Here is a 22,446-nt window from a genome sequence, read left to right on the forward strand (position 1 = left end):
TTTCATCCTGCTACCTCTGCATCATTACCCGACTCCGCCAGCGTGTCGGGGTGGCAACGCAAGTCACCGATTTCCAACACATGGTTTTGCAGCCGGGCCTTGCCCATATCAATTCGGAACTGGCACAGCAGCGCCTCTCCCTTGCGTACTTGCAAGGTGGGTGCATTGGCATTCATTTCCATGGAGAAAAAGCCGTCGACTTCACTGATCCCACGGCTGGCGTGATTAATGATGTGATGGCCCTTGAGCGGGTTGCCCTGCGGGTCGACCAAGCGAGCGAGCACGGTGACGGTCTGCACCACATTGATTTTGCGATAGTCCACGCCGCCCTTGTTGAGGTGGTAACGGCTGCGTGCTGGCTGGATCGCAGCGGCCGGTACGTGATTGCCTTCAAAGTCAAAACTCACCACGCTGTTTTTGTACGCAGTCACGGGAATAAAGTTGCGGCCCGCATGCAGCATCGTGCTGCTGCCACTCAGGTCGTCAGCGCGTAATACGATGTCGTTCACATCAGACTCAACGTCAATGATCATGCCGGCGCCGCGACCCTGGTGTTGGCTGGTCAGTACGAGGTTGTTGCCACCTACGGCCAGGGTGCTGTCCAGATTCAACCCGCCGCTCAGGTTGCCGTTAAAGGAGGAACGCTGAACAAAGCTGTCGCCGTTTATGTGCTGCGTGGCAAAGGTGCTACGGGCACTCAAGCCCACGCCATAGGTGTCGGTGGTGGCGCTGGCCGAGACGTTTTGCAGTACATGACCCTCCAGGTCGCGGCTGTACGTCAGCGAGGCGTTGTTGTCGCGTCCGCCATCACGGTCGGTGCGTGAACCGAGGCTGGCAGACCAGCTTTCGCCGGGGCCGCCGAGTGCCAGGCTGATGGTCACATCAATCCCGCGATTGCGTGTGTAGGCCGAACTCAGGCTGCCCGGACGATCAAACAGCGATAAACGCCAATTGCCATCACTGCCGAACAGGTTGGTGCGCCGGGTCCAGCCCAGATCAATGCCATAGCCTTGGGTATAGCCATCGCTGTGCGACAGGCGCGCACTGAGGCTGCTCACAGGATTGAGGCGGTGAGTGATCGACAGGGATGAATTGCGCGTTTGTCCGATAAACAGCGAGCGTTGGCGCACGCGTGTCCCGTCCGGCAACGTGTCGTAGGTATTGCGCGTATCCAGCCAGCTGCGCGTGTGGTTGAACACCAGGCTGCCATGCCCGTAGTTGTACAGGCCGTTCAGGTCTATCCCGGTGCCATAGTTTTCGGTTTCATACACGTTGGCGTAAACGCTGGCGTTGTGGGCTAGCGTCCAGTCGATTGACGTGCCGTATTGCATGTCGCCTTTGACCTGTCTGCCCGACACGCCCACCACGACCCGCGGGTGCAGCAGGTAATTAATCGACGCACCGCCCGTCATGTCGCCACTGGCCTGCTCCTCCCAGTTGCTCCACAACGTGCTTTCTCGCCCCGCAAATACGTTGTAACGCCAGCGTTCATCGTGGTTGCGCCAGTTGTTGGGCTTGTAGATCAGTTCAGGGGAGGTACTGCTGATTTGACCGTCTTCGATCAGCCTCACCTCCACGTCATAAATCCCGCCGGGTAGCGGGCGGGTGTCGAGGCTCTGCAAGCCTGCGTTGACCATTTGGGTATTGATCAGCAAGCCGTTGCGATAGATTTCGACCGTGGCCTGACGGTTAGCGGTGACATAAACAGGGTAAACGCTGGGCCGGGATTGGTTGATTGCCAAGCTGTCGGAGCTGGCGTACATCACCCCCAGCACGGTGTCGGGGTTTGCACCAAAGGTGCGCACTTGCCGGCTCAAACCTTCGGCGTTGGGGGTGAAATACCCCAGGCGCCAAAAATTGCCTGCCCATTCGCGCTGGGTGTAGGCGTCATAAATGGCGTGATACAGCGCCGTGTCATCCGGCCCTCCCATACGGGACAGTTGCAGATTAAGGCTCTGGCTCCAGTTACCCAGACTGCTGCTGGCCTCAAGGCCAAAGCGCCCGGCCAATGCCTCATCCTGCCCGCCGCTGAGATTGAGCTGATTGCGCACCATCAGACCGCGACTGCCTTGCTCCGGCAACGTGTAGTACTGAGGGGCCTGCTGCTCACGCTCGGCATGTTCGGTAAGCAAAGAGAGCAGTGAGTTTTGCAGGTTGTAATGCACGGCCAGCAACTGTTCCGGGCATTGGCTGTGACAGCTGCCCAGTGGCACGCCTTGTTTCAGATAGTCGGCCCATGATTCGCGTTCGCTGATGGGCAGCGCGCGGGTGTCATGGTCGGTGAATTCAAGCAGGGTCAAGCGATCATCGCGTGAAAGCACAATCATCGCTTCACCGATCAGTTGTTGATTGAGTTCTACTTGCACGGCCAAAGGCACGTCAAAAAAGTGCTCTTCGAAGTCCGAAGGCAGCCCCTTGGCTTGTGCGAGCAAGCTCCGCGGCGTCGTGCCAACTGCCGTGGCGGCGGCGAGGGCACTTGCACTGAATATCAAGGCGAGCGCTGCCGCGATGGGCGTCATCGGTAACATTCACGAAATACTCTGATAGCGGGTATTAAAGTGCGCAGGTAGCGCCCGGACGTAGTCGTACAGGCCGGGCGCCTGGCATTACGCGTGTGGCGTTACGGGGTGACGCGCGGCACGTTGTCGAACACCACGGTGTAGGACGCGGTATAGAGCCCCGAGGCGCTATCGGCAGGTTTGGCGGCTGTAATCACCATGTCGGCCTGAGTACCCGGCGTTGAGCTTGCATCGTTCACCACCTCCAGGGGGGTGCCGGTCAAGGTGGTGCCGTTGAACGTGGTGGTCAGGGCGATGTTTTGGTCCAGGTTGCCGTTGAACAGGCTGGTGGGGCCGCCCTCGATATAAGCATGGATAGAACCGTCGGTATTCTTCACGTTGTACACCTGGTGCAGGCTGCTCAGCGTGCCGTTGACCGGGTCATAATTCATGGTTTCGTCTTTACCGAACTCCGGATCTTGCGGCATGACATGGAACACTTTGGTGGGAATGGACGCCTTGATATTGATCAGGCTGCTGGCCTCTCCGGCAGCCAAAGCGTGGGTAGACACGAGCGACAGGACCAGCAGTGAACCCGTAATAACAACCGTTTGTTTAAACATGATAGATACCCTGAAAGTAAGGAATGTGAAGTGCATGAAACCCCTCGCGTCATAAACGCATGCGGCCAGTCTGACAGTGGCCGTATAACAAATGAGCACGGACTAATTAAGTATGTGCAGGAGGTGGTGAACTTTCGATGCCGGGAAAGTATTAACTAAGTTGTTTGAAGTGCCTATAAAACTTTGCGTAGTTCTGATCCTTTCGTTCTGTAGTACATATCCTTCAATGATCGAAGGAATATTCCGAAGCCTGCTTTTTTGACTGATAAATTGAAAATAAAACCTATTTATATCAATCACATGGCTTTTGAATATCACTCGGTATTTTTCACGACGCTGAAGGCGTGCATTTGTAGGGGTTTGAGCGGTTAGTTGGGCGGTTTTTTTACGTTATGTCGCAGTGTTGCGCGCAAGTAATAAAGCGGCCTGTGCGTGCGTTATATCATGCTGAGGGCAGTAAGTTATGTCGTGGAGTTGGACGATAATAGTGGCTTGAGTTGTGTTTTAAGTTGTGCTTTAAGTTGTGTTTTATTAAGGCATGAGGAGTAAGCGTGAATGGTCATTCAACACACCTTTGAACGGGGGCAAGAACGCCATGACGGGTTTGAAAAGCGGGCAGCACGTATACGCAGTCCACGGGTCTTCGCGCCCGGCGATTTAAAACTGTTGTTATTAGCCTTGATCGCTGAACAACCGTGCCATGGCTATGACCTGATTTTGCAAATTGAAGGGTTATTCGACGGGGCTTACAGCCCCAGCCCTGGGGTGATTTACCCCACGCTGGCGTTTCTTGAAGCGGGGTTGCTGGTTGAAGTGAGCGTGCAGGGTGACAAAAAAAGCTATGCGATCACGGAGGCGGGACGCTTGTCCCTGAGTCAACAGGCGGTTGCGCTCAATGGCGTGCGCATGCGCATCGAAGTCAGTCGCTCTTCGTTACGCGGGCAGAATCGGCCAGCCGAAATTCATGAGGCCGTGCACAACTTGCGCCACGCCTTGCAATTGCATCATGGCCATTGGAGCCCGCAAGAAATCCAGCGCGTGCATAACTTGCTCAATAACACGGCCAAAGCCATTGTCGACGGGCAATAACCGTCATGGCGGGGGCAGGCTTACAGGGCGCGGGTTGGCGCCGAACTCAGGCTGGCCCCGCGATGAAAAGCCCCATCTTGCGCCGTAGCGGGCCTGCACCCGCTCCAGTGTTTTAGTCCCAACGGACGATGATCCGGCCCTTGCGCCTTCCCATACTGCTCACATGCCTTTGCCCATTCAGGAGCACATGTGAACAGCGCAATCCCTACTGCATTTCACACCCGCATCGAGGCGGGTGTCGCTGAACTGGTCATCGACCGTGCGCCGGTCAATGCGCTGAACAGCCAGCAATGGTCAGACTTGGCGCTCACCCTTGAGGGCTTGGGGCTAAACCCCCAGGTGCGGGTGATCGTGATCCGGGCCGAGGGCCGGGGGTTTTGCGCCGGTGTCGATATCAAGGAGCTGGATGCCCATCCCGAGCTGATCGTGCAGGTCAACGCAGGCAACTACGCGACCTTCAAAGCGATACATCGCAACCCGGTGCCGGTGATTGTCGCCGTGCATGGCTTTGTGTTGGGTGGCGGGATTGGCATTACCGGCGCCGCTGACATCGTAATCGCCTCCGAGTGCGCCACCTTTGCCTTGCCAGAAGTAGACCGCGGCGCGATGGGCGGGGGGGCGCATTTGCAGCGCCTGTTTGCGGTGCAAAAGGTGCGCTATCTGTTTTTTACCGGCGACAGCATCAGCGCCGTCGAGGCGCAACAGTACGGCTTTATTGAACGCGTTGTACCGCGTGAACAGTTGCGCGACACCGCCCTGACTATCGCCCACAAAATTGCCCGCAAAAGCCCGGCGATGATCCGCATTGCCAAAGAAGCCTTGAACGGTATCGAAGACGGCAACCTGGAAGATAAATATCGCTGGGAGCAGGGGTTTACGTTGCAGGCTTACACCTGTGCCGACTCCGCCGAGACACGCCGCGCATTCGTCGAGAAGCGCGACGCCACGTTCTGAGGAGCTGACGATGGACCTGACTTACTCCCCCAAGCAAAAGGCCTTTCGCCAGGAAGTCCGGCAGTGGTTGGCGGCCAACCTGCCAAGCGCGCCCCTGGCCAGTTACGACACCCGCGAAGGCTTTGAACAGCATCGACAGTGGGAGGCCAAATTGTTCGACAGCCGCCTGTCGATGGTCATGTGGCCGACCGAGTTGGGCGGGCGGGGTTGCGACCTGATCGAGTGGCTGATTTTTGAAGAAGAATATTACGGCGCCGGCGCACCGATGCGCGTCAATCAAAATGGCCAACTGCTGCTTGGCCCTACGCTGATGGAGTTTGGCACTGAGGCGCAAAAAAAACGCTTTCTGCCGCGTATGGCGGCCAGTGCCGATATGTGGGCGCAGGGCTGGTCGGAACCCAACGCCGGTTCTGATATGGCCGCCATCACCAGCAAAGCCACCTGCGACGGCGACAGCTATGTGCTTAACGGTCAGAAAACCTGGTCCACGCGCGCCATTTTTGCCGACTGGTTATTTGGCCTGTTTCGCAGCGACCCGGCGTCCAGCCGCCATCACGGCTTGTCGTTTGTACTGGTGCCGCTCAATGCGCCGGGGGTGACCGTACGCCCGATCAAAGCGCTCAACGGCAAGGACGCGTTTGCCGAAGTGTTCTTTGATGAGGTGCGCATCCCGCTGGACAACCGGATTGGCGAAGAAGGCCAGGGTTGGCAGGTGGCAATGGCCACCGCCGGTTTTGAACGCGGGTTGTTGTTGCGCTCCCCGGCGCGGTTTCAATACACCGCCGCCAAGCTAGTGGCGCTGTATCAAGCCAACCGCGCGAGTGCTGACCGTGACCCGACGTTGGGCGAGGCGGTGTGCAACGCCTGGATGGACGCCCAGGCGTACGCCTTGTCGGCGTATCACACAGTGGGGCGCTTGAGCCGGGGCGCGCAGATTGGCGCCGAGTCCAGCACCAACAAAATCATCTGGTCAGAACTGGATTTGCACCTGCACGAAACTGCCATGCGCATTCTGGGTGCCAGCGGTGAATTGACCGGTAAAGCGGGCGATGGCCATGACTGGCTGGAGGGCTTTCTATTTGCCCAGGCCGGGCCGATCTACGCCGGTACTAATGAGATTCAGCGCAACATCATTGCCGAGCGCATGCTCGGTCTGCCGAAGTGAGGGCGGGTATGGACTTTACCTTTAGCGATGACCAGCTCACGTTTCGTGAAGCCATCAGCCGTTTTTTGATGACTGAAGCCGCGCCCGAAATGCTCCGTGAAATCTGGGAAACCGATGTCGGACGCTCACCGGATTTACGCAACAAAATCGCCGCACAGGGCCTGACCGCACTTTCAGTGCCCGACGCGTTTGGCGGCTTGGGCATGGACGATGTGGCGTGGTCGTTGATGACCCAGGAGCTGGGTTACTACGCCATCCCCGATTCACTGGCCGACACCGCTTACCTCGCCTGTGGCCTGATTGCCGGCCTGGACGGGCGCGTGGCTGAACGCGGCGAATGGTTGCGGGGCATTGCCGATGGCAGCTTGCGCGTCGCCATCGGTCACCCGGTCAACCCGTGGGTGGCCGACGCCGCTCATGCCGACTTGCTGCTGTTGGCCAACGGCGATGACGTGCATGCGGTGGCGCGTGCCCAGGTCGATGTTCAGGTACACCGCAGCATTGATGCCTCCCGCCGCCTGGCTCAAGTCAGTTGGCAGCCGCATGCCGCCACGCGCGTCGCCCAAGGCGAGGCAGGGCGCCTGTTATGGGCGCAGACCGTCAGCCGTGGGGCGTTATCGGTGGCGGGTCAATTGCTGGGGCTGGCGCAACGCATGCTCGACCTGTCAGTGGACTACGCCGCCCAGCGCAAGCAATTTGGCAAACCCATTGGCAGTTTTCAGGCGGTCAAACACCACCTGGCCGATGTGGCGACGCAACTCGAATTCGCCAAGCCCGTGCTGTACCGCGCGGCGTATGCACTGGCCCAAGGCGAACAAAATGCGCACGTCTGGGTGTCGCAGGCACGGCTGGCGTGTTGTGAAGCCAGTTGGCTGGCGGCACGGCATGCCATTCAGGTGCACGGCGCCATGGGCTACACGTGGGAAGTCGATCTGCAAATGTTCATGAAACGCGCCTGGGCACTGGACAACGCGTGGGGTGATCGTGCCCTGCACAAAACCCGGGTGGCGGCGCATGTATTGAGTGGTGCGCCATTAGGCCCCGGCCATACTTTCGAGGACTGAATCATGCCCCAAGCCTATCTTGTGGACGCACTGCGCAGCCCGACCGGCAAACGCAAAGGTGCGCTGGCCCATGTGCATGCCATCGACCTGGGCGCGCATGTGCTCAAGGCGCTGGTGGAACGCAACCCGATCCCGGCCGATGAATACGATGACGTGATCTTTGGCTGCGTCGACACCATTGGCTCGCAAGCGGGCGATATTGCCCGTACCAGTTGGCTGGCGGCGGGTTTGCCGCTTAATGTGCCCGGCACCACGATTGATCGTCAGTGCGGGTCGTCGCAACAGGCGCTGCACTTTGCTGCGCAAGCGGTGATGAGCGGTACTCAGGACGTGATTGCCGTGGGTGGCGTGCAGACCATGACGCAAATTCCGATTGCCTCGGCAATGCTGGCCGGGCAGCCCTTGGGCTTTGCCGACCCGTTTTCGGGCAGCAAGGGCTGGCAGGCGCGCTTTGGCAATCAGCCGGTGAACCAGTTCTATGCCGCACAGCGGATTGCCGATCACTGGGGCATCAGCCGTGAGCAGATGGAAATCTATGCGCTGCACAGTCATCGCCGCGCGCTGGACGCCATCGCCGAGCGGCGCTTTGCTTCACAGATCGTGCCCTGCGAAGGGCTGTGCGACGACCAGACGCCGCGCCACACCAGCCTGGCCCAAATGGCTGAACTGGCGCCGCTCGCCCCTGAGTTCCCGTCGATCACCGCTGCGGTGTCCAGCCAAACCTGCGATGCCTCGGCTGCCTTGCTGGTGGTCAGCGAGGCGGCACTCAAACGCTACAACCTCACCCCGCGGGCGCGCATTCATCACTTGTCCGTCTTGGGGGATGACCCGATCTGGCACCTGACTGCCCCCATCGCGGCCACCCGTGCCGCGCTGAAAAAAGCCGGTATGCGCCTCAACGACATCGATCTGGTGGAAATCAACGAAGCGTTTGCCTCGGTGGTCATGGCCTGGGCCAAAGAACTGGACTACGACCCGGCCAAAACCAACGTCAACGGCGGCGCCATTGCCCTCGGCCACCCGCTGGGCGCCAGTGGGGCGCGGTTGATGACCGGTTTGCTTTACCAACTGGAACGCAGCGGTGGGCGCTATGGCTTGCAAACCATGTGCGAAGGCGGCGGGCAAGCCAACGTGACGATTATTGAACGCCTTTAGGAGCAGTGAGATGGCTATGTGTGAAGGACGTACCGTGATCATCACCGGCGCCGGTGGCGGTTTGGGCCGCGCATATGCGCTGGCCTTCGCCCGTGAAGGCGCGAATGTGGTGGTCAACGACATCCGCAGTGATGCCGCGCAACAGGTCGCGGATGAAATCCGTGAGCAAGGCGGGCAGGCGCTGGCCAATGGCGATGACATCACCACGGTGGCCACCGCGCAGCACATTGTCGATGCGGCGCTGGCCGCCTTTGGTGAGGTTCACGTACTGGTCAATAACGCCGGGATCTTGCGCGACCGTATGTTTATCAGCCTCAGTGAAGAGGAGTGGGACGCCGTCATGCGCGTGCACCTGAAGGGGCATTTTTGCCTGGCCAATATTTTGGGCAAACGCTGGCGCGATCAGGCCAAGGCCGGTCAGCCGGTGGCGGCGCGCATTATCAACACCAGTTCGGGTGCGGGGTTGCAAGGCTCGGTGGGGCAGTCCAATTACAGTGCGGCAAAGGGCGCGATTGCCGCCTTGACGCTGGTGCAAGCGGCCGAACTGGCGCGCTATGGCGTCACGGCCAACGCCTTGGCACCGGCTGCGCGCACCGCCATGACCGAAAGCGCGATGCCCGATGTGGTGAAAAAACCGCAACACGGCGGTTTCGATGCCTGGGCACCGGAAAACGTCGCGCCGTTGGTGGTGTGGCTGGGCAGCGCGTTGTCTGGTCATGTGAGCGGGCAAGTCATTGAAAGCCAGGGCGGGCGCCTGTCATTGGGCGATGGTTGGCGTACCGGCGTGACCTGCGATAAAGGCGCGCAATGGCGACCTGAAGAAATCGGCGAGGCGCTGGACCGGATCCTCGCCCAAGCGCCTGAGCCGCAGCGGGTGTGGGGCAGCTGACGTCGCCAGCGTTCACACAATGCAGTGTTTTTTGAGAAGGGCCTCCAACCATGAAACCAGCTCCCCCCTACGTTCCCGGCCATCAACTGCTGGCCGGCAAGTCAGTGTTGATTACCGCCGCCGCAGGCGCAGGCATCGGCTTTGCTGCCGCCAAACGCTGCGCCGAAGAAGGCTGCCGTGCCTTGATGATTTCAGACATTCACCCGCGTCGTCTGGAGGAGGCGGTAGAACGCCTCAAGGCCCAAACCGGCTTGCAGGCGGTGTTCGGGCAACTGTGCAACGTGACCGTCGAAGCCCAGGTGCAAGCCTTGGTCGCGGCGGCTGAAGACGCATTGGGCGGTGTCGATGTGCTGATCAACAATGCAGGCTTGGGCGGGCAGGTGCGGCTCACTGACATGAGCGACCAGCAGTGGTCGTCGGTGCTCGACATTACCCTGACCGGCACCATGCGCATGACCCGGGCCATGCTCCCGCACATGGAAAAACGCGGCGCCGGGGCCATCGTCAACAACGCGTCGGTATTGGGTTGGCGCGCACAGAAGGAGCAGGCGCATTACGCTGCCGCCAAGGCCGGGGTCATGGCACTGACCCGTTGCAGCGCACTGGAAGCCGCCGAGAGCGGGGTGCGGATCAACGCGGTCGCCCCGTCGATTGCCCTGCATGATTTTTTGAAAAAAGCCTCCAGCCACGAACTGCTGGAACAACTGGCCAGCGGTGAAGCTTTTGGCCGTGCCGCCGAAGTGTGGGAGGTGGCCAATGTGATGGTGTTTTTGGCCAGTGACTACGCCTCGTACATGGTCGGCGAAGTATTGCCGGTCAGTTCGCAACAGGCGTGAGGGGCCGTCCATGAGTACGCTTTTCAGCAGTGCCAAGCAGTTGCAGGACGCACAGGGGATGGACCTGGGCCACACCGACTGGCTGCGGGTGACACAACAACGCATCAACCTGTTTGCTGAGGCCACCGGCGATCATCAATGGATTCATGTCGACCCTGAGCGCGCCGCGCACGGCCCGTTTGGTGCGTGCATCGCTCACGGTTACCTGACCCTGGCGCTGGCGAACCTGTTTATGCCCCAGCTCATGCAGTTCGCCAACCTGGCGATGGGGGTGAACTACGGCACTGACCGCTTGCGCTTCCCGGCAGCGGTCAAAGTTGGTTCGCGGGTGCGTGGCCATGGCGAAGTGCTGAGCGTCGAGGCGCTGGGTGACACGCTGCAAGCCGTGGTGCGCATCAGCATCGAAATCGAGGGCAGCCAACGCCCCGGTTGTGTGGTGGACACCATCAGCCGTTACACCTTCAACCCTCTTGAACAGTGAGCTTGAACATGAATGCACAGGATGTGGTGATCGTCTCCACCGCCCGAACGGCGTTGAGCAAGTCTTTTCGTGGCGCTTTCAACGACACCGAAGCCCCTGTGCTGGGCGGCCATGTAGTGCGCGCGGTGGTGGCGCGTGCCGGGATCGAACCGGGCGCCGTTGACGACGTGATCATGGGCGCGGCGGCGCAGCAGGGCACTCAGGGTTACAACATCGGCCGTCTGTGCGCGTACACCGCAGGCTTGCCGGACACCGTGCCGGGCATGGCGGTTGACCGCATGTGCGCCTCGGGGTTGATGAGCATTGGCATTGCGGCCCAAGGCATCCTGGCGGGCGACCTGTCGATTGCCGTGGCCGGTGGCGTCGAGTCGTTGTCGCTGACGCAAAACGCCCACAAAAACACCTACCGCGCCCAGTCCCAAGCCGTCATTGAGTGCATGCCAAGCGCCTACATCCCGATGCTGGAAACCGCCGAAATCGTGTCACGCCGGTACGGCATCAGCCGCGAGGTGCAAGACGCCTACTCGCTGCAAAGTCAGCAGCGCACGGCGACGGCGCAGGCGGCGGGTTTATTTGCAGAAGAAATCGTGCCGCTGGCAGCGCGCAAACTGCTGTTTGACAAAGAAGGCAAGGCAGGCGGCCATCAAGACGTGATTGCCGAGCGTGACGAGTGCAATCGTGCGTCCACCACGCTGGACGATTTGACTGCCCTCAAGCCGGTCTGGAAAGAGGGCAAGTGGGTGCAGCAGGGCGAATTCATCACCGCGGGCAACGCCTCGCAGTTCTCTGACGGCGCGGCGGCGGTGTTGTTAATGAGTCGCGCCCAAGCCAAGCAGCGCGCACTTGAACCGCTCGGTGTGTATCGCGGGCTGGCCGTGAGTGGCTGCGCGCCTGAAGAAATGGGCATAGGCCCGGTGTTGGCGATCCCCAAATTACTCAAGCGCTTTGGCCTGACCGTATCGGACATCGACCTGTGGGAAATCAACGAGGCGTTTGCCTGCCAAGTGGTCCACTGCCGCGACTTTTTACACATTCCCAACGAGCGCTTGAACGTCAATGGCGGAGCCATCGCCATCGGGCATCCGTTTGGCATGTCGGGCACACGCATGGTGGGCCATGCCTTGTTGGAAGGCCGTCGGCGTGGTGCGCGTTTTGTGGTGGTAGCGATGTGCATTGGCGGCGGCATGGGTGCGGCCGGGTTGTTTGAACTCAACTAACCGCCAATCCCTGGCAGGCGCGTTGGATTGGGTCACTGGCAGCCCTTTTGGATCCAGATACGGTATAACCCTTCACTGCTCTGTTTTGAGGTGTTCAGGTTATGCAAAACCCGTCGCAACGGCCGCTGTGGCAGATCTATCTGATCTTTCTGGCGCCGATGGTGCTGTCCAACTTTTTGCAAAGCTTCTCCGGCACGCTGAATGGCATTTACATCGGGCAGATGCTGGGTACGCAGGCACTGGCGGCAGTGTCGGGCATGTTTCCCATTGTGTTTTTCTTTATCGCGCTGGTGATCGGCCTTGGCGCGGGTGCATCGGTGCTGATCGGGCAAGCGTGGGGCGCCCGTGAAACCACAATGGTCAAGCAAATTACCGGCGCCACCCTGACCTTGGGCCTGTTGATCGGGTTGATTGCCGCCGTGGTGGGCAGCGTGTTCGCCCGTGCGGCGTTGCAAGGGTTGGGCACGCCCGTCGATGTGCTGGACGATGCGGTGGCCTACGCGCGGATCATGATGCTGATCATGCCGCTGCTGCTGGTGTTCATCTTGTTCACGCAGTTGCTGCGCGGCGTCAGTGACACGGTTTCGCCGTTGTTGGCACTGATGGTGTCCACCGTTGTGGGTTTGTTACTGACACCGGCGCTGATTCTGGGTTGGGTGGGGTTGCCGCCGCTGGGGATTCAAAGCGCCGCCTATGCCGGGCTGGTGGGCAATGTGTTGGCCATGCTGTTTCTGGGCCTGCGTTTGCGCCACAAAAAAAGCGTCATGGCGCCGGACCGTGAACTCTGGGCGGCGCTGCGCCTGGACCGTGCCATTTTGGCCAAAGTGCTGCGCATCGGCTTGCCGACCGGGGTGCAGATGGTGGTGTTGTCGTTGTCGGAGCTAGTGATTCTGGCATTGGTCAACAGCCACGGCTCGCAAGCCACGGCGGCCTATGGCGCGGTGACGCAAATCGTCAATTACGTGCAGTTCCCGGCGCTGTCGATTGCCATCACCGCATCGATTCTCGGTGCCCAGGCCATCGGCGCCGGGCACATCGAGCGCATTGGCCCGATTCTGCGCACCGGCCTGATGATCAACCTGTGGCTGACCGGCGCTCTGGTGCTATTGGGCTATGTGCTGTCGCATTGGTTGCTGGGCTTGTTTATCACCGACGTCGAAGCGCGGGTACGGGCTGAGCACCTGTTGCACATCATGCTCTGGAGCATTCTGTTCTTTGGTTTTCAGGCGGTGGTGGGCGGGATCATGCGCGCCAGCGGCGTGGTGCTGGTGCCGATGGGTATCACCATCTTCTGCGTAGTGGCGGTTGAATTACCGGTGGCCTATGCGCTGGATGCGCATTTCGGCCTGCAAGGGGTGTGGATGGCCTTTCCGGTGACCTACCTGACCATGCTGGCTTTGCAAACCGCCTACTACCGTCTGGTGTGGCGTCATAAACAGATCCAGCGCCTGATCTGAAACGCGCAATCGCTGGCCGTTACCTGCGCGGTAACGGCCCGGTGAGCCCCTTGATCAACCCCCTCACGCCCAGCTAGGCCATTTGGACGATGTGCCTGTGACTGCCCGGTCTGATTATCGAGGCCAGGTTGCTGCGACCTCGCCGCTGAGTTCGTCACAGCCTCCACGACTATAAAAAGAAGAGGACTGGCCGTATGCAATTCGCCCTTCTACTGCCTCGTGCCGCGAGGTATCGATCATGCGTTCGCTAATCGGTTATCTGGTGTGCCTGATCGTTGCCGTCACCATCGCATTCACCTTCACCCCCCGCACAACACTGGACGTCGCTGGCGAACCGCTGCGCGCCGACCGCTTGCAAATCAACGGCATGGTCTACCTCGACCAGCGCGTGGTGGCGGTGGGCGAGCGCGGCACGGTGTTGCTCAGTGATGATCAGGGCGCGTCCTGGCAACCGGCCACGGTGACGCCGCAACGGGATTTGACCCTCACGGCGCTGGTGGCGTTGACCGACAGCCGTCTGTTGGCCGTTGGGCATGACGGCTGGATTTTACGCTCTGACGATCAAGGCGCTCATTGGGCCGAGGTGCGTTACGACAGCGAACTGGCTGAACCCCTGCTGGGCATCTGGAGTGCCGGCGCGCAGCAGGTCTTGGCGTTTGGCAGTTTCGGCAAGTTTTATCAGTCCGATGACGCGGGCCGCACCTGGCGGGCGACGGCGTTGAGTGTCGACAGTGCGCACCTGAATGGCATGGACGGTGGCCCTGACGGGCGGCGCATGGTGGTGGGCGAGCAAGGGCTGGTGATGCGCACCGACGACGCGGGCCAGCACTGGCAGACGCTGCCGGCGTTTTACAACGGCTCGCTGTTTGGTGTGGTGCGTTTGAGCGCCGAGCGCTGGGTGACCTATGGCATGCGCGGCCATGTGTTCGTCAGTCAAGACTTTGGCCAGTCCTGGCAGCAGGTCGCCGTGGGCAACACGCTGCCACTCTATGGTCATGTGTTGCTGCCCAAAGGGGACGGCGTGCTGATCGTGGGGGCAGGCAGCTCAATGGTGCGCCTCGATGGCACAGGGCAGCGGGTCAGCGCGACACGTTTGCCGGGGCTGGGCACCTTGACCTCGGCGGTCATCGTCAACGCAGGGCGCTTGTTGGTGGGCGGTGAACGCGGAGTATTTCAGGGCACGGACGCCAGCGTTGCTGCGCGGACTCAATAAGGAGCGCTAAATGAACGTCGCTAACTCCACGGTTACGCGGCTGGTCGAGCGCACTGCCGATTGGCTGATCCATTGGCGCAAAGCGTTGCTGGCGCTGTTTGTAGTGTTGACCGTGGCGCTGGGTTACAGCGCCACCCGCACCCAACTCGATCCGGGGTTCAACAAGCAAATCCCGGTGCGCAATGCCTACATGGTCAACTTTCTCGACTTCAGCCAGTACTTCACCGGTGCCAACCGCTTTTTGGTCAGCGTGAAGTGGAAGGGTGAGGGCGATATTTACAACCGCGAATTTCTCGACACGCTGAATAAAGTCACCGACGAGGTGTTCTTTATTAATGGCGTGAGCCGCGCCAGCGTCACGTCTCTGTTCACCGCCAATGTGCGCTATATCGAAATCACCGAAGACGGTTTTTTCGGCGATGTGGTCGTACCGCCACGCTTTACCGGTTCGCGCGAAGACCTGGATCAGGTGCGTAACAACGTGGCGCGCTCGGGGCAAATCGGGCGCCTGGTGGCCAACGACTTGACCTCATCAATGGTGCGCGCGGACCTACAGGAGCAGGACCCAAAAACCGGCAAGCCGGTGTCGTATGCCCAAGTGGCGCAGCGTCTGGAAAACATTCGTGCCCAGTACAGCAACGACAACATTGAGATCAATATCGTCGGTTTCGCCAAACTGGTGGGCGATGTGGTTGAGGGGCTGAACACGGTCATCGGCTTCTTTGTGATTGCGTTTGTGATCACCGCCTTGCTGCTGTGGCTGTATTCGCGCTCGTGGCGCCTGACGCTGGTGGCACTGGTGGTGGCGTTATTGCCGGTCATTTGGCTGTTGGGCCTGCTGCCGCTGCTGGGGTTGGGCATCGACCCGATGTCGATTCTGGTGCCGTTTTTGATTTTCTCCATCGGCGTGTCCCACGCGGTGCAAATGACCAATGCGTGGAAGCAGGACGTGCTGGCCGGCCACACCTCGGTGCAGGCCGCGCACGGTGCGTTCTGCAAGATTTTCATTCCAGGCTCGCTGGCACTGCTGATGAACGCGCTGGGGTTTGGCGTGATCATGCTGATTGATATCCCCATCGTGCACGAACTGGGGGTTACCGCCTGCATTGGTGTGATGCTGATGATCATCACCAACAAGCTGATGCTGCCGATCATCCTGTCGTACCTGACGCTTGAAAGCAGCGCCTTGCGTCAGGGCCGCAAGGCGGCGGGCAAGCACCCGCTGTGGTGGCGGCTGTCGGCACTCGCCGAACCCAAGCCTGCGTTGGCGGTGTTCGCCATCAGCTTGCTGCTGCTGGGTGTGGGCGCCTACAAAGCGCGTGATCTGGCCGTGGGGGACATCGGGATGGGCGCGCCGGAGCTGCGGGCCGATTCGCGTTACAACCAGGACAACCAGAAAATCATCAGCAGTTACTCCATTGGTCTGGACGTGATGTCGGTGTTCGTGCAGGTCTCGGGTGTTGAAGAAGGCTGCCTGGCACCGCAGGTGATGCGGGCCGTTGAGTCGTTCGATTTTCAGATCCGCAGCGTGCCGGGGGTGCAATCGGTGCAAAGCGTGGCGGGCATGAGCAAGAACGTGATTGCCGGCAACAACGAGGGCAACCCGCGCTGGTCGGCGATTCCGGGGTCTGAGCGCGGGTTGAGTCAGGGCGCGCGGGCCTATATGCCCGATGATGGCCTGGTGACCGAAGGCTGCCAGCGCATGCAGATTCTGGTGTTCCTCACCGACCACGAAGGCGCGACCGTGAGCCATGTGATCAACGAAACCAAGCGCATCATTGACGGTTTGCAAAGCCCGCAGGTGACGTTCTTGCTGGCGGGTGGCAACGTCGGGGTGATGGCGGCTTCCAACGAGGCCGTCAAGCAGGCAGAAGTGGTGATGCTGGCGGCGTTGTTCGGTTCGGTGGCGCTGTTTTGCTGGCTGACGTTTGGTTCGTTGCGGGCCGTGCTGTGCATTTTGGTGCCATTGGCGATTGTCGCTATCTTGTGTAACGCGCTGATGGCGACACTGGGCATCGGCCTGAAGGTGGCAACGTTGCCGGTGATGGCGTTGGGCGTCGGGGTGGGGGTGGATTACGGTATCTACCTGTACGAGCGCATTGAGCATGAAATGGCCGACGGCAAGGACTTGCGCACCGCGTTTTATCAAGCCATGTGTCAGCGCGGCACCGCGGCCGTGTTCACCGCGCTGACCATGTCGATTGGGGTGTGTACCTGGGCGTTTGCTCCGCTCAAGTTCCAGGCGGACATGGGCGTGCTGCTGTCGTTTATGTTCTTGGTCAACGTGCTGGGAGCGATCTTTTTACTGCCCGCGCTGGCGGCCTGGTTCAACCTGGGGCGAGCTCTGGTCAAGGTCAAAAAACGGGCCAATGAACCCGCGTGCGGGCATTACCCGCATAAATCCGGCGTCGCTGCCAAGGGCATCACAAACCTGTGAAACAGAGGCCGGGGGGCGATTGTGGGAGGTTGTGCATTGCCCCCACACTGAGGCCGTTTTGCGCGGCATTGACGGATTAACCGGCAGGCGCTGATGCGCCCGCCACTGGCAACCATAACAATAAAAAAGGGCAGGTCTTGAACCGCGCCCATTGCGAGGAAACGTCCATGGATACAGTGACCTTGAACCATCAGACCCTGGCCAGCCTGGGGGTTGAACTGAGCGATTACGACCACTTGGTCGGCAGCTTTTATGACGGTGCGCTGGACCCAAAAGTCATGGGCCGCACGTTGTGCGCCGTGCGTGCGATGTTCAAGGCCAATTACGCCACGCTGATTTTGCGCGTGCCGGATCAGCCCGACATGGGCTTGATGATTGTGGCGGGGGATATCGAGGGCGAGGGTGAGCTGACCTATCAAACCTACCCGCAAACCAACACCCCGTTCATCGGTCAGGCGCTGGATCAAGTGTTCACCGTCGAAGACTTGATGAGCGAGGCAGACTGGGTCGCTTCGGCGTATTTCAAAGCCTACTGCGGTCAACAGAACGTGTACCACGTGATGGGGGCGGACATCTCCACGCCGGAGGGTGGCAAGCTGCGGTTTCGTATTACCCGACCTAAAACCTCCCCGGCGTTTTCTCAGGCCGACCGTGCCTTGTGCAGCCTGTTTTTGCCGCATTTGCGCCGCGCCCTGCACATGCACAACCTGCTGGACCGCAGCGAGTCGATCAGCGAGCTGTATTCGCAAGCCATCAGTCGCCTGTCTGTGGCCACGCTGGTGCTGGATGAGACCGGCAAGGTGTTGCGTTTGAACCCGGTCGCCGAAGAAATCCTCAACAGTGGCGACGGCCTCAAATTGGTCGGCGGCCGCCTTGAGGCTACGTACCCCAGTGATAACCGCGAGCTACAGCGTTTGGTCAAACACGCATTCAGTGCCCAGGTGCGCGAAGGTGGCGTGACGGCGGACGCCATGTCAGTCACTCGGCCCTCGGGCCAGGTCAGCCTGGGGGTCGTGGTGGAAGCGATTCCTTCGCTGGAATGGGCCGAAGGCAAGAGCAAGCCGGCTGCCGTGGTGTACATCCGCGATGCGGTCGGCAAGTCGCTGGCCAGTGAGGTGGTGACCAAGCAACTGTTCAACCTGACCAAGGCGGAGACGGCGCTGGCGATGGAGTTGGCCAATGGTTTGTCGCTGGAGGAAGCCGCAGAAAACCTCAATATTCGACGCAACACCGCGCGCGCCCATTTGCGCTCGATTTTTTCCAAGACCGGTGTGCGGCGCCAGACCGAACTGGTGAGGATTTTACTGAACAGCGTGGTCGCGCTGGGAAAGCCCAAGTGCGCCTTGCAAGCGCCTGAGCGTGTGGTTGTACCCGCGCCCAAATTGGCCCGCAGCCTCCGTCAGAGCGCGTGACCCGTTTTTTTTAAAGCCTGTTGACGGTGACGCTCAGGGTCGCCGTCATTCACGTCAGTCAGGCCGCCAACGGTCTGCACCTTCAAGGAAAACCTTATGCCAGTTACTGCTGTGAGTGGTTCTGCGTCCGGGATCGGCGCCGCCGTGTGCGAGGTTTTACGCGCTCGCGGGCATCGCATCATCGGGATTGATCGTGCCAATGCGCAGGTAGTCGCCGATCTGGCCAGCCGTGAAGGCCGGCAAGCGGCGGTGGCGCAGGTGCTTGAACAATGTGACGGGGTGTTGGATGGGCTGGTGTGCTGCGCCGGGCTTGGGGTGACAGCTTCGTCCAGCAGCCTGCTACTGGCAGTCAATTACTTTGGGGTCAGCGAACTGCTGGAAGGTTTGGCCGATGCGCTGTCCAGAGGGCAGGACTCGGCCGCGCTGGTGATTGGCTCGGTGGCAGCCACCCCGCCTGGCGCGGACCAACAGCCGATGGTGGACGCGTTACTCGCGGGTGACGAGCGCCAGGCCCTTGAAATGGCCGACGCCTTGGCTCAACCGCACCTCGCTTACGCCAGTTCCAAATACGCCGTCACGTGTGACGCTCGACGCAAAGCCGTGCAGTGGGCCAGGCAGGGCATTCGACTTAACGTGATCGCGCCGGGTGCCGTCGAAACACCGTTGCATCAAGCCGCCAAGGATGATGCGCGCTTTGGACAGGCGGTAAGGGACTTCGTCGCCCCTTTGGGGCGTGCCGGACGCCCTGAAGAAATTGCTCAAACGGTGGCCTTTTTGCAGTCGCCGCAGGCCAGTTTCATCACCGGTAGCGTGCTGTTTGTCGATGGCGGCATGGACGCTATGGCACGACCTCAGCGTTTCTGAATCAGGTGAGAACCATGACTAAAGTGGCTTTTGTGACCGGTGCCAGCCGGGGTATCGGCCGTGAGACTGCACTGGCCTTCGCCCGTGCCGGGTTTGATCTGGCGATCAGCGCCCGCAGCCTTGAAGAAGGTGAACACCACCTGCACGGTTTGCGTAATTCGGACGGCTCAGCGTTGCCGGGCAGTTTGAACGCTACCGCTGCGGCAATTCGCACGCTGGGGCGCAGGGCCTTGGTGGTGCCCATGGACGTGCTCGACAGTGCCTCGGTGCTGGCGGCAAGCCAGGCCGTGTTTGCTGAATACGGACGGGTGGATGTGCTGATCAATAATGCGATTTATCAAGGCAGTGATCTGAACGCACCGTTTATGGCGCTGGCGCCAGACACGCTGGAGCGCGTCTTTCAAGGGTATGTCATGGGGCCTTTTCTGCTCACCCGCGCGGTGGTCAGCGGCATGCTGGCACAGGGCGGCGGGGTGGTGATCAATGTCACCTCCGGGGCGGGTGAGAGCGACCCGCCCGTGGCCGCAGGAAAAGGCGGCTGGGGCTATGCCTATGGCGCGGGCAAGGCTGCGGTGTCTCGGCTTTCGGGTATTTTGTCGGTGGAGTTGGGTGAGCAGGGCATACGTGCCTACACCCTCAATCCGGGGGTGGTGACCACCGACGCTTTGCGCGCCACCGTGGGAGAGCAAGGCGTGATTGCCTTGCGTGCAGGCTCTGCGCCGCCCCACGTACCGGCAGCCGTGATGCTGTGGTTGGCGACGCAGGAGGCGGCGGTTGATCACCAGCGCAAAACCGTGCACTGCCAGCCGTTTGCGCGCGAGCAGCGGATTGTTGAGTGGTAGCGGGTGGGTGAGGGCTGCTTCTAGTCCATCTGAACGATGAAGCCGCCTGAGCGCTGGTCAAAGATCTCCAGGCAAGACTTGAGGCCTTTGACCGGAGGAATAATAAAAATGACTAAGCTGGCAGACATCCACGTTGAAAATGCACTGGCACCGCGCTTTGGCAGGGGTTGGCATTGCTTGGGCGAGGCGCAGGATTACCGGGATGGCAAGCTGCATACCCTGAACATCTTTGGCTCGCGGCTCTTGGCTTTTGCGACCTCGACAGGGGAAATCAGCGTGCTCGATGCGCATTGCCCGCACATGGGTGCCGACCTGTCCCAAGGCACGATTGAAAACGATCGCATCGTTTGCCCGTTCCACCACTGGCAGTACGACGCCAGCGGCAAGTGCGTCGAAATCCCTTACTGCAAACGCATTCCGCCCAAGGCCAAAACCCGCGCCTGGCAAACCTGTGAAGTGAACAGGCTGCTGTTTGTGTGGCACAACCCGGAAGGCAATGCGCCTGCCGAGGGCGTGGTGATTCCGCACCTGCCGGAAATGGACAGCGACGAGTGGCTGCATTCTTGGCACATGGACACGCTGGTCATTAATACAAATCCGCGCGAACTGGTGGACAACCTGGTCGATGCGCAGCATTTCGGGCCTGTTCACGGCACACCGACCAAGTATTTTCACAACATCTTCGAAGGCCATATCGCCCAGCAGATTTTCCACGGTGACTCAGCGCGTTTGGGTGGTGATTTGGTCGCAGAGTCGGCCTATTACGGGCCAGCGACGCATTTTACGCGCATGCGCGCGGTGTTTGATGGCCAGGAAATCAAGTCGATTCTGCTCAACTGCCACGTGCCAATCGGGGCAAACAGTTTCGAGCTGCGTTTTGGCTGCATGGTGAAAAAAGTCCCCGGCTGGACGCAGGCACAGAACGAGGCGCTGGCGCTTGACTATGTGCAGCGCAACCGCGACTCGTTCTATCAGGACGTGGACATCTGGACCCACAAAATTCGGGTCAACAACCCGGTACTGGCCGAAGGTGATGGCCCGGTGTATCAACTGCGCGAGTGGTATCAGCAGTTCTTCACTGACGAGGCCAGCGTGCCCGCAAGCATGGCCCAAAACCGTGCCTTCACCACGGTGGACAATCGCTGATCAACACTGGCTTTTTGATCCACGCTGCTTAAGATGGCCCACATATAAAAACCAGCGGGCGTGGATCAAGGCCAATGTTGAGCAAAGACACGATCTCTATCCACTTGGTGCGTGAGGCGCTGTTGCAAAGCTGTGCCACACCTGCGGCGATGCGCGAGGTGCTGCACAAAGCTGGCATCGACCCAGCCCTTGCGGATCAGACCGAAGGGCGCGTGCCTGCGCACCTGTATGCTCGTCTGTGGCGTTTACTGGCGCGGCGCCTGGACGATGAATTCTTCGGCATGGACCCGCGTAAATTGCGCTCTGGCAGCCTGGCCTTCATGTGCCGCTCGGCGATGGCACAGCCGACCCTGGCGCAGGGTCTGGAACTGGTGCTGGGCTTTTTGTCGCTGATGCTTGAGCGTTTGCCGGCCACGTTGGTGCGCCAACAAAGCCTGGCCGAAATTGTTTTGCATGAGCCGCAAGAGACCCCGAGCCGCGCCTTCACCTACTTTGCCTATTGGATGATCGTGCACGGTGTGGCGTGTTGGCTCGCCGGGCGGCGCATTCCCATTTTGACTATCGAGTTGCGCTGTGCAGCGCCCGCTTACTGCGAAGACTATGCGGTGATGTTTTCCGACAACCTGCGCTTTGAGCGGCCCCGCACGCGCATGATTTTCGCGGCCGATGGCCTGGACGCGCCGATCAAGCGCACAGAGCAAGAGTTACAGCGTTTTCTGGCGCAGGCACCGGCCAATATTCTGGTCAAATACCGCGACCCGCAAAGTCTGGCCAGCCAGATCAAGCAGAATTTGCGGTGCGTGCAGGCTGCGCAATGGCCCGATACCGAGGGGCTGGCGCAGACCTTGTGCATGTCCGCCTCTACCTTGCGTCGTCGTTTGGCTGAAGAAGGGCAGACCTATCAGGGCCTCAAGGACGGCGTGCGCAAAGAGCTGGCCATCGGCTGGCTGGCAGAGCCGCAGTTGAGCTTTGCTGACATTGCGCTGAACCTGGGGTTTGCCGACACCAGTTCGTTCTATAAAGCCTTTCGCAAATGGACGGGGAGTAACCCCGGCCACTATCGCAGTTTGATTCTGGGCGTTAATTGACTGAGCCTGTCGCTGC

General features: G+C 60.2%; 19 protein-coding genes. 17 read left to right on the top strand and 2 right to left on the bottom strand.

The window, feature by feature from the left end; genetic code table 11:
* Positions 1-2 precede the first annotated feature (2 nt).
* Together AP059_RS04975 and AP059_RS04980 are read right to left on the bottom strand one after the other, a co-directional pair.
* Positions 3-2,528, bottom strand: a complete 2,526-nt coding sequence (locus AP059_RS04975) for a TcfC E-set like domain-containing protein (protein WP_059762160.1) — start codon at positions 2,526-2,528, stop codon at positions 3-5.
* A 92-nt stretch (positions 2,529-2,620) separates the two neighbouring features.
* Entirely contained in the window at positions 2,621-3,121 is a 501-nt protein-coding gene (locus AP059_RS04980; protein WP_059762161.1) for a CS1 type fimbrial major subunit, read from the bottom strand.
* A gap of 555 nt (positions 3,122-3,676) precedes the next feature.
* On the opposite strand from AP059_RS04980, the gene AP059_RS04985 reads away from it, so the two are divergent.
* The 17 genes from AP059_RS04985 (at position 3,677) to AP059_RS05065 (ending at position 22,430) form a co-directional block, all read left to right on the top strand.
* Positions 3,677-4,210, top strand: a complete 534-nt coding sequence (locus tag AP059_RS04985) for a PadR family transcriptional regulator (RefSeq protein WP_059762162.1) — start codon at positions 3,677-3,679, stop codon at positions 4,208-4,210.
* 201 nt (positions 4,211-4,411) lie between these two features.
* Positions 4,412-5,164 (top strand): enoyl-CoA hydratase family protein, encoded by a 753-nt coding sequence (locus tag AP059_RS04990; RefSeq protein ID WP_120752321.1) that lies wholly within the window; start codon positions 4,412-4,414, stop codon positions 5,162-5,164.
* 10 nt (positions 5,165-5,174) lie between these two features.
* On the top strand, positions 5,175-6,329 hold the full coding sequence (locus AP059_RS04995; protein WP_059762164.1) for an acyl-CoA dehydrogenase family protein: 1,155 nt from the start codon (positions 5,175-5,177) through the stop codon (positions 6,327-6,329).
* An 8-nt stretch (positions 6,330-6,337) separates the two neighbouring features.
* Complete coding sequence (locus tag AP059_RS05000; RefSeq protein ID WP_059762165.1) at positions 6,338-7,393, top strand: acyl-CoA dehydrogenase family protein; 1,056 nt, start codon at positions 6,338-6,340, stop codon at positions 7,391-7,393.
* A 3-nt stretch (positions 7,394-7,396) separates the two neighbouring features.
* On the top strand, positions 7,397-8,548 hold the full coding sequence (locus AP059_RS05005; protein ID WP_059762166.1) for an acetyl-CoA C-acetyltransferase: 1,152 nt from the start codon (positions 7,397-7,399) through the stop codon (positions 8,546-8,548).
* A 10-nt stretch (positions 8,549-8,558) separates the two neighbouring features.
* Positions 8,559-9,437, top strand: a complete 879-nt coding sequence (locus tag AP059_RS05010) for an SDR family oxidoreductase (protein WP_059762167.1) — start codon at positions 8,559-8,561, stop codon at positions 9,435-9,437.
* Positions 9,438-9,487: 50 nt separating this feature from the next.
* A complete protein-coding gene (locus AP059_RS05015) occupies positions 9,488-10,273 on the top strand; it encodes an SDR family oxidoreductase (RefSeq protein ID WP_059762168.1) in 786 nt (261 codons plus the stop codon).
* A gap of 10 nt (positions 10,274-10,283) precedes the next feature.
* Positions 10,284-10,754 (top strand): MaoC family dehydratase, encoded by a 471-nt coding sequence (locus tag AP059_RS05020; protein ID WP_059762169.1) that lies wholly within the window; start codon positions 10,284-10,286, stop codon positions 10,752-10,754.
* Between the two features lie 8 nt (positions 10,755-10,762).
* On the top strand, positions 10,763-11,971 hold the full coding sequence (locus AP059_RS05025) for an acetyl-CoA C-acyltransferase (RefSeq protein WP_059762170.1): 1,209 nt from the start codon (positions 10,763-10,765) through the stop codon (positions 11,969-11,971).
* Positions 11,972-12,072: 101 nt separating this feature from the next.
* Complete coding sequence (locus tag AP059_RS05030; RefSeq protein WP_059762171.1) at positions 12,073-13,428, top strand: MATE family efflux transporter; 1,356 nt, start codon at positions 12,073-12,075, stop codon at positions 13,426-13,428.
* 238 nt (positions 13,429-13,666) lie between these two features.
* Complete coding sequence (locus AP059_RS05035) at positions 13,667-14,641, top strand: WD40/YVTN/BNR-like repeat-containing protein (protein ID WP_059762172.1); 975 nt, start codon at positions 13,667-13,669, stop codon at positions 14,639-14,641.
* 10 nt (positions 14,642-14,651) lie between these two features.
* Positions 14,652-17,078, top strand: coding sequence for an efflux RND transporter permease subunit (locus AP059_RS05040; RefSeq protein WP_059762173.1), 2,427 nt, complete (start codon positions 14,652-14,654; stop codon positions 17,076-17,078).
* A 167-nt stretch (positions 17,079-17,245) separates the two neighbouring features.
* Positions 17,246-18,490, top strand: a complete 1,245-nt coding sequence (locus AP059_RS05045) for a helix-turn-helix transcriptional regulator (protein WP_059762174.1) — start codon at positions 17,246-17,248, stop codon at positions 18,488-18,490.
* Positions 18,491-18,586: 96 nt separating this feature from the next.
* Positions 18,587-19,354, top strand: coding sequence for an SDR family oxidoreductase (locus AP059_RS05050; protein WP_059762175.1), 768 nt, complete (start codon positions 18,587-18,589; stop codon positions 19,352-19,354).
* Positions 19,355-19,368: 14 nt separating this feature from the next.
* Positions 19,369-20,196: an SDR family NAD(P)-dependent oxidoreductase gene (locus tag AP059_RS05055; protein WP_059762176.1), complete on the top strand. Its 828-nt coding sequence runs from the start codon at positions 19,369-19,371 to the stop codon at positions 20,194-20,196.
* Positions 20,197-20,304: 108 nt separating this feature from the next.
* On the top strand, positions 20,305-21,342 hold the full coding sequence (locus tag AP059_RS05060; protein ID WP_059762177.1) for a Rieske 2Fe-2S domain-containing protein: 1,038 nt from the start codon (positions 20,305-20,307) through the stop codon (positions 21,340-21,342).
* Positions 21,343-21,416: 74 nt separating this feature from the next.
* The gene (locus tag AP059_RS05065; RefSeq protein WP_059762178.1) at positions 21,417-22,430 is read left to right on the top strand and encodes an AraC family transcriptional regulator; all 1,014 of its coding nucleotides are present in this window, start codon (positions 21,417-21,419) and stop codon (positions 22,428-22,430) included.
* The last annotated feature ends 16 nt before the right edge of the window (positions 22,431-22,446 follow it).

It is taken from the genome of Pseudomonas sp. TAA207, assembly GCF_001529285.1.
Taxonomy (GTDB): Bacteria; Pseudomonadota; Gammaproteobacteria; order Pseudomonadales; family Pseudomonadaceae; genus Aquipseudomonas; species Aquipseudomonas weihenstephanensis.

Excerpts from the sequence above, each read along its gene's own strand:
- AP059_RS04975 (WP_059762160.1), bottom strand. The coding sequence starts at position 2,528 with ATGTTACCGATGACGCCCATCGCGGCAGCGCTCGCCTTGATATTCAGT.
- AP059_RS04980 (WP_059762161.1), bottom strand. The coding sequence starts at position 3,121 with ATGTTTAAACAAACGGTTGTTATTACGGGTTCACTGCTGGTCCTGTCG.
- AP059_RS04985 (WP_059762162.1), top strand. The coding sequence starts at position 3,677 with ATGGTCATTCAACACACCTTTGAACGGGGGCAAGAACGCCATGACGGG.
- AP059_RS04995 (WP_059762164.1), top strand. The coding sequence starts at position 5,175 with ATGGACCTGACTTACTCCCCCAAGCAAAAGGCCTTTCGCCAGGAAGTC.
- AP059_RS05000 (WP_059762165.1), top strand. The coding sequence starts at position 6,338 with ATGGACTTTACCTTTAGCGATGACCAGCTCACGTTTCGTGAAGCCATC.
- AP059_RS05005 (WP_059762166.1), top strand. The coding sequence starts at position 7,397 with ATGCCCCAAGCCTATCTTGTGGACGCACTGCGCAGCCCGACCGGCAAA.
- AP059_RS05010 (WP_059762167.1), top strand. The coding sequence starts at position 8,559 with ATGGCTATGTGTGAAGGACGTACCGTGATCATCACCGGCGCCGGTGGC.
- AP059_RS05015 (WP_059762168.1), top strand. The coding sequence starts at position 9,488 with ATGAAACCAGCTCCCCCCTACGTTCCCGGCCATCAACTGCTGGCCGGC.
- AP059_RS05020 (WP_059762169.1), top strand. The coding sequence starts at position 10,284 with ATGAGTACGCTTTTCAGCAGTGCCAAGCAGTTGCAGGACGCACAGGGG.
- AP059_RS05025 (WP_059762170.1), top strand. The coding sequence starts at position 10,763 with ATGAATGCACAGGATGTGGTGATCGTCTCCACCGCCCGAACGGCGTTG.
- AP059_RS05030 (WP_059762171.1), top strand. The coding sequence starts at position 12,073 with ATGCAAAACCCGTCGCAACGGCCGCTGTGGCAGATCTATCTGATCTTT.
- AP059_RS05035 (WP_059762172.1), top strand. The coding sequence starts at position 13,667 with ATGCGTTCGCTAATCGGTTATCTGGTGTGCCTGATCGTTGCCGTCACC.
- AP059_RS05040 (WP_059762173.1), top strand. The coding sequence starts at position 14,652 with ATGAACGTCGCTAACTCCACGGTTACGCGGCTGGTCGAGCGCACTGCC.
- AP059_RS05045 (WP_059762174.1), top strand. The coding sequence starts at position 17,246 with ATGGATACAGTGACCTTGAACCATCAGACCCTGGCCAGCCTGGGGGTT.
- AP059_RS05050 (WP_059762175.1), top strand. The coding sequence starts at position 18,587 with ATGCCAGTTACTGCTGTGAGTGGTTCTGCGTCCGGGATCGGCGCCGCC.
- AP059_RS05055 (WP_059762176.1), top strand. The coding sequence starts at position 19,369 with ATGACTAAAGTGGCTTTTGTGACCGGTGCCAGCCGGGGTATCGGCCGT.
- AP059_RS05060 (WP_059762177.1), top strand. The coding sequence starts at position 20,305 with ATGACTAAGCTGGCAGACATCCACGTTGAAAATGCACTGGCACCGCGC.
- AP059_RS05065 (WP_059762178.1), top strand. The coding sequence starts at position 21,417 with ATGTTGAGCAAAGACACGATCTCTATCCACTTGGTGCGTGAGGCGCTG.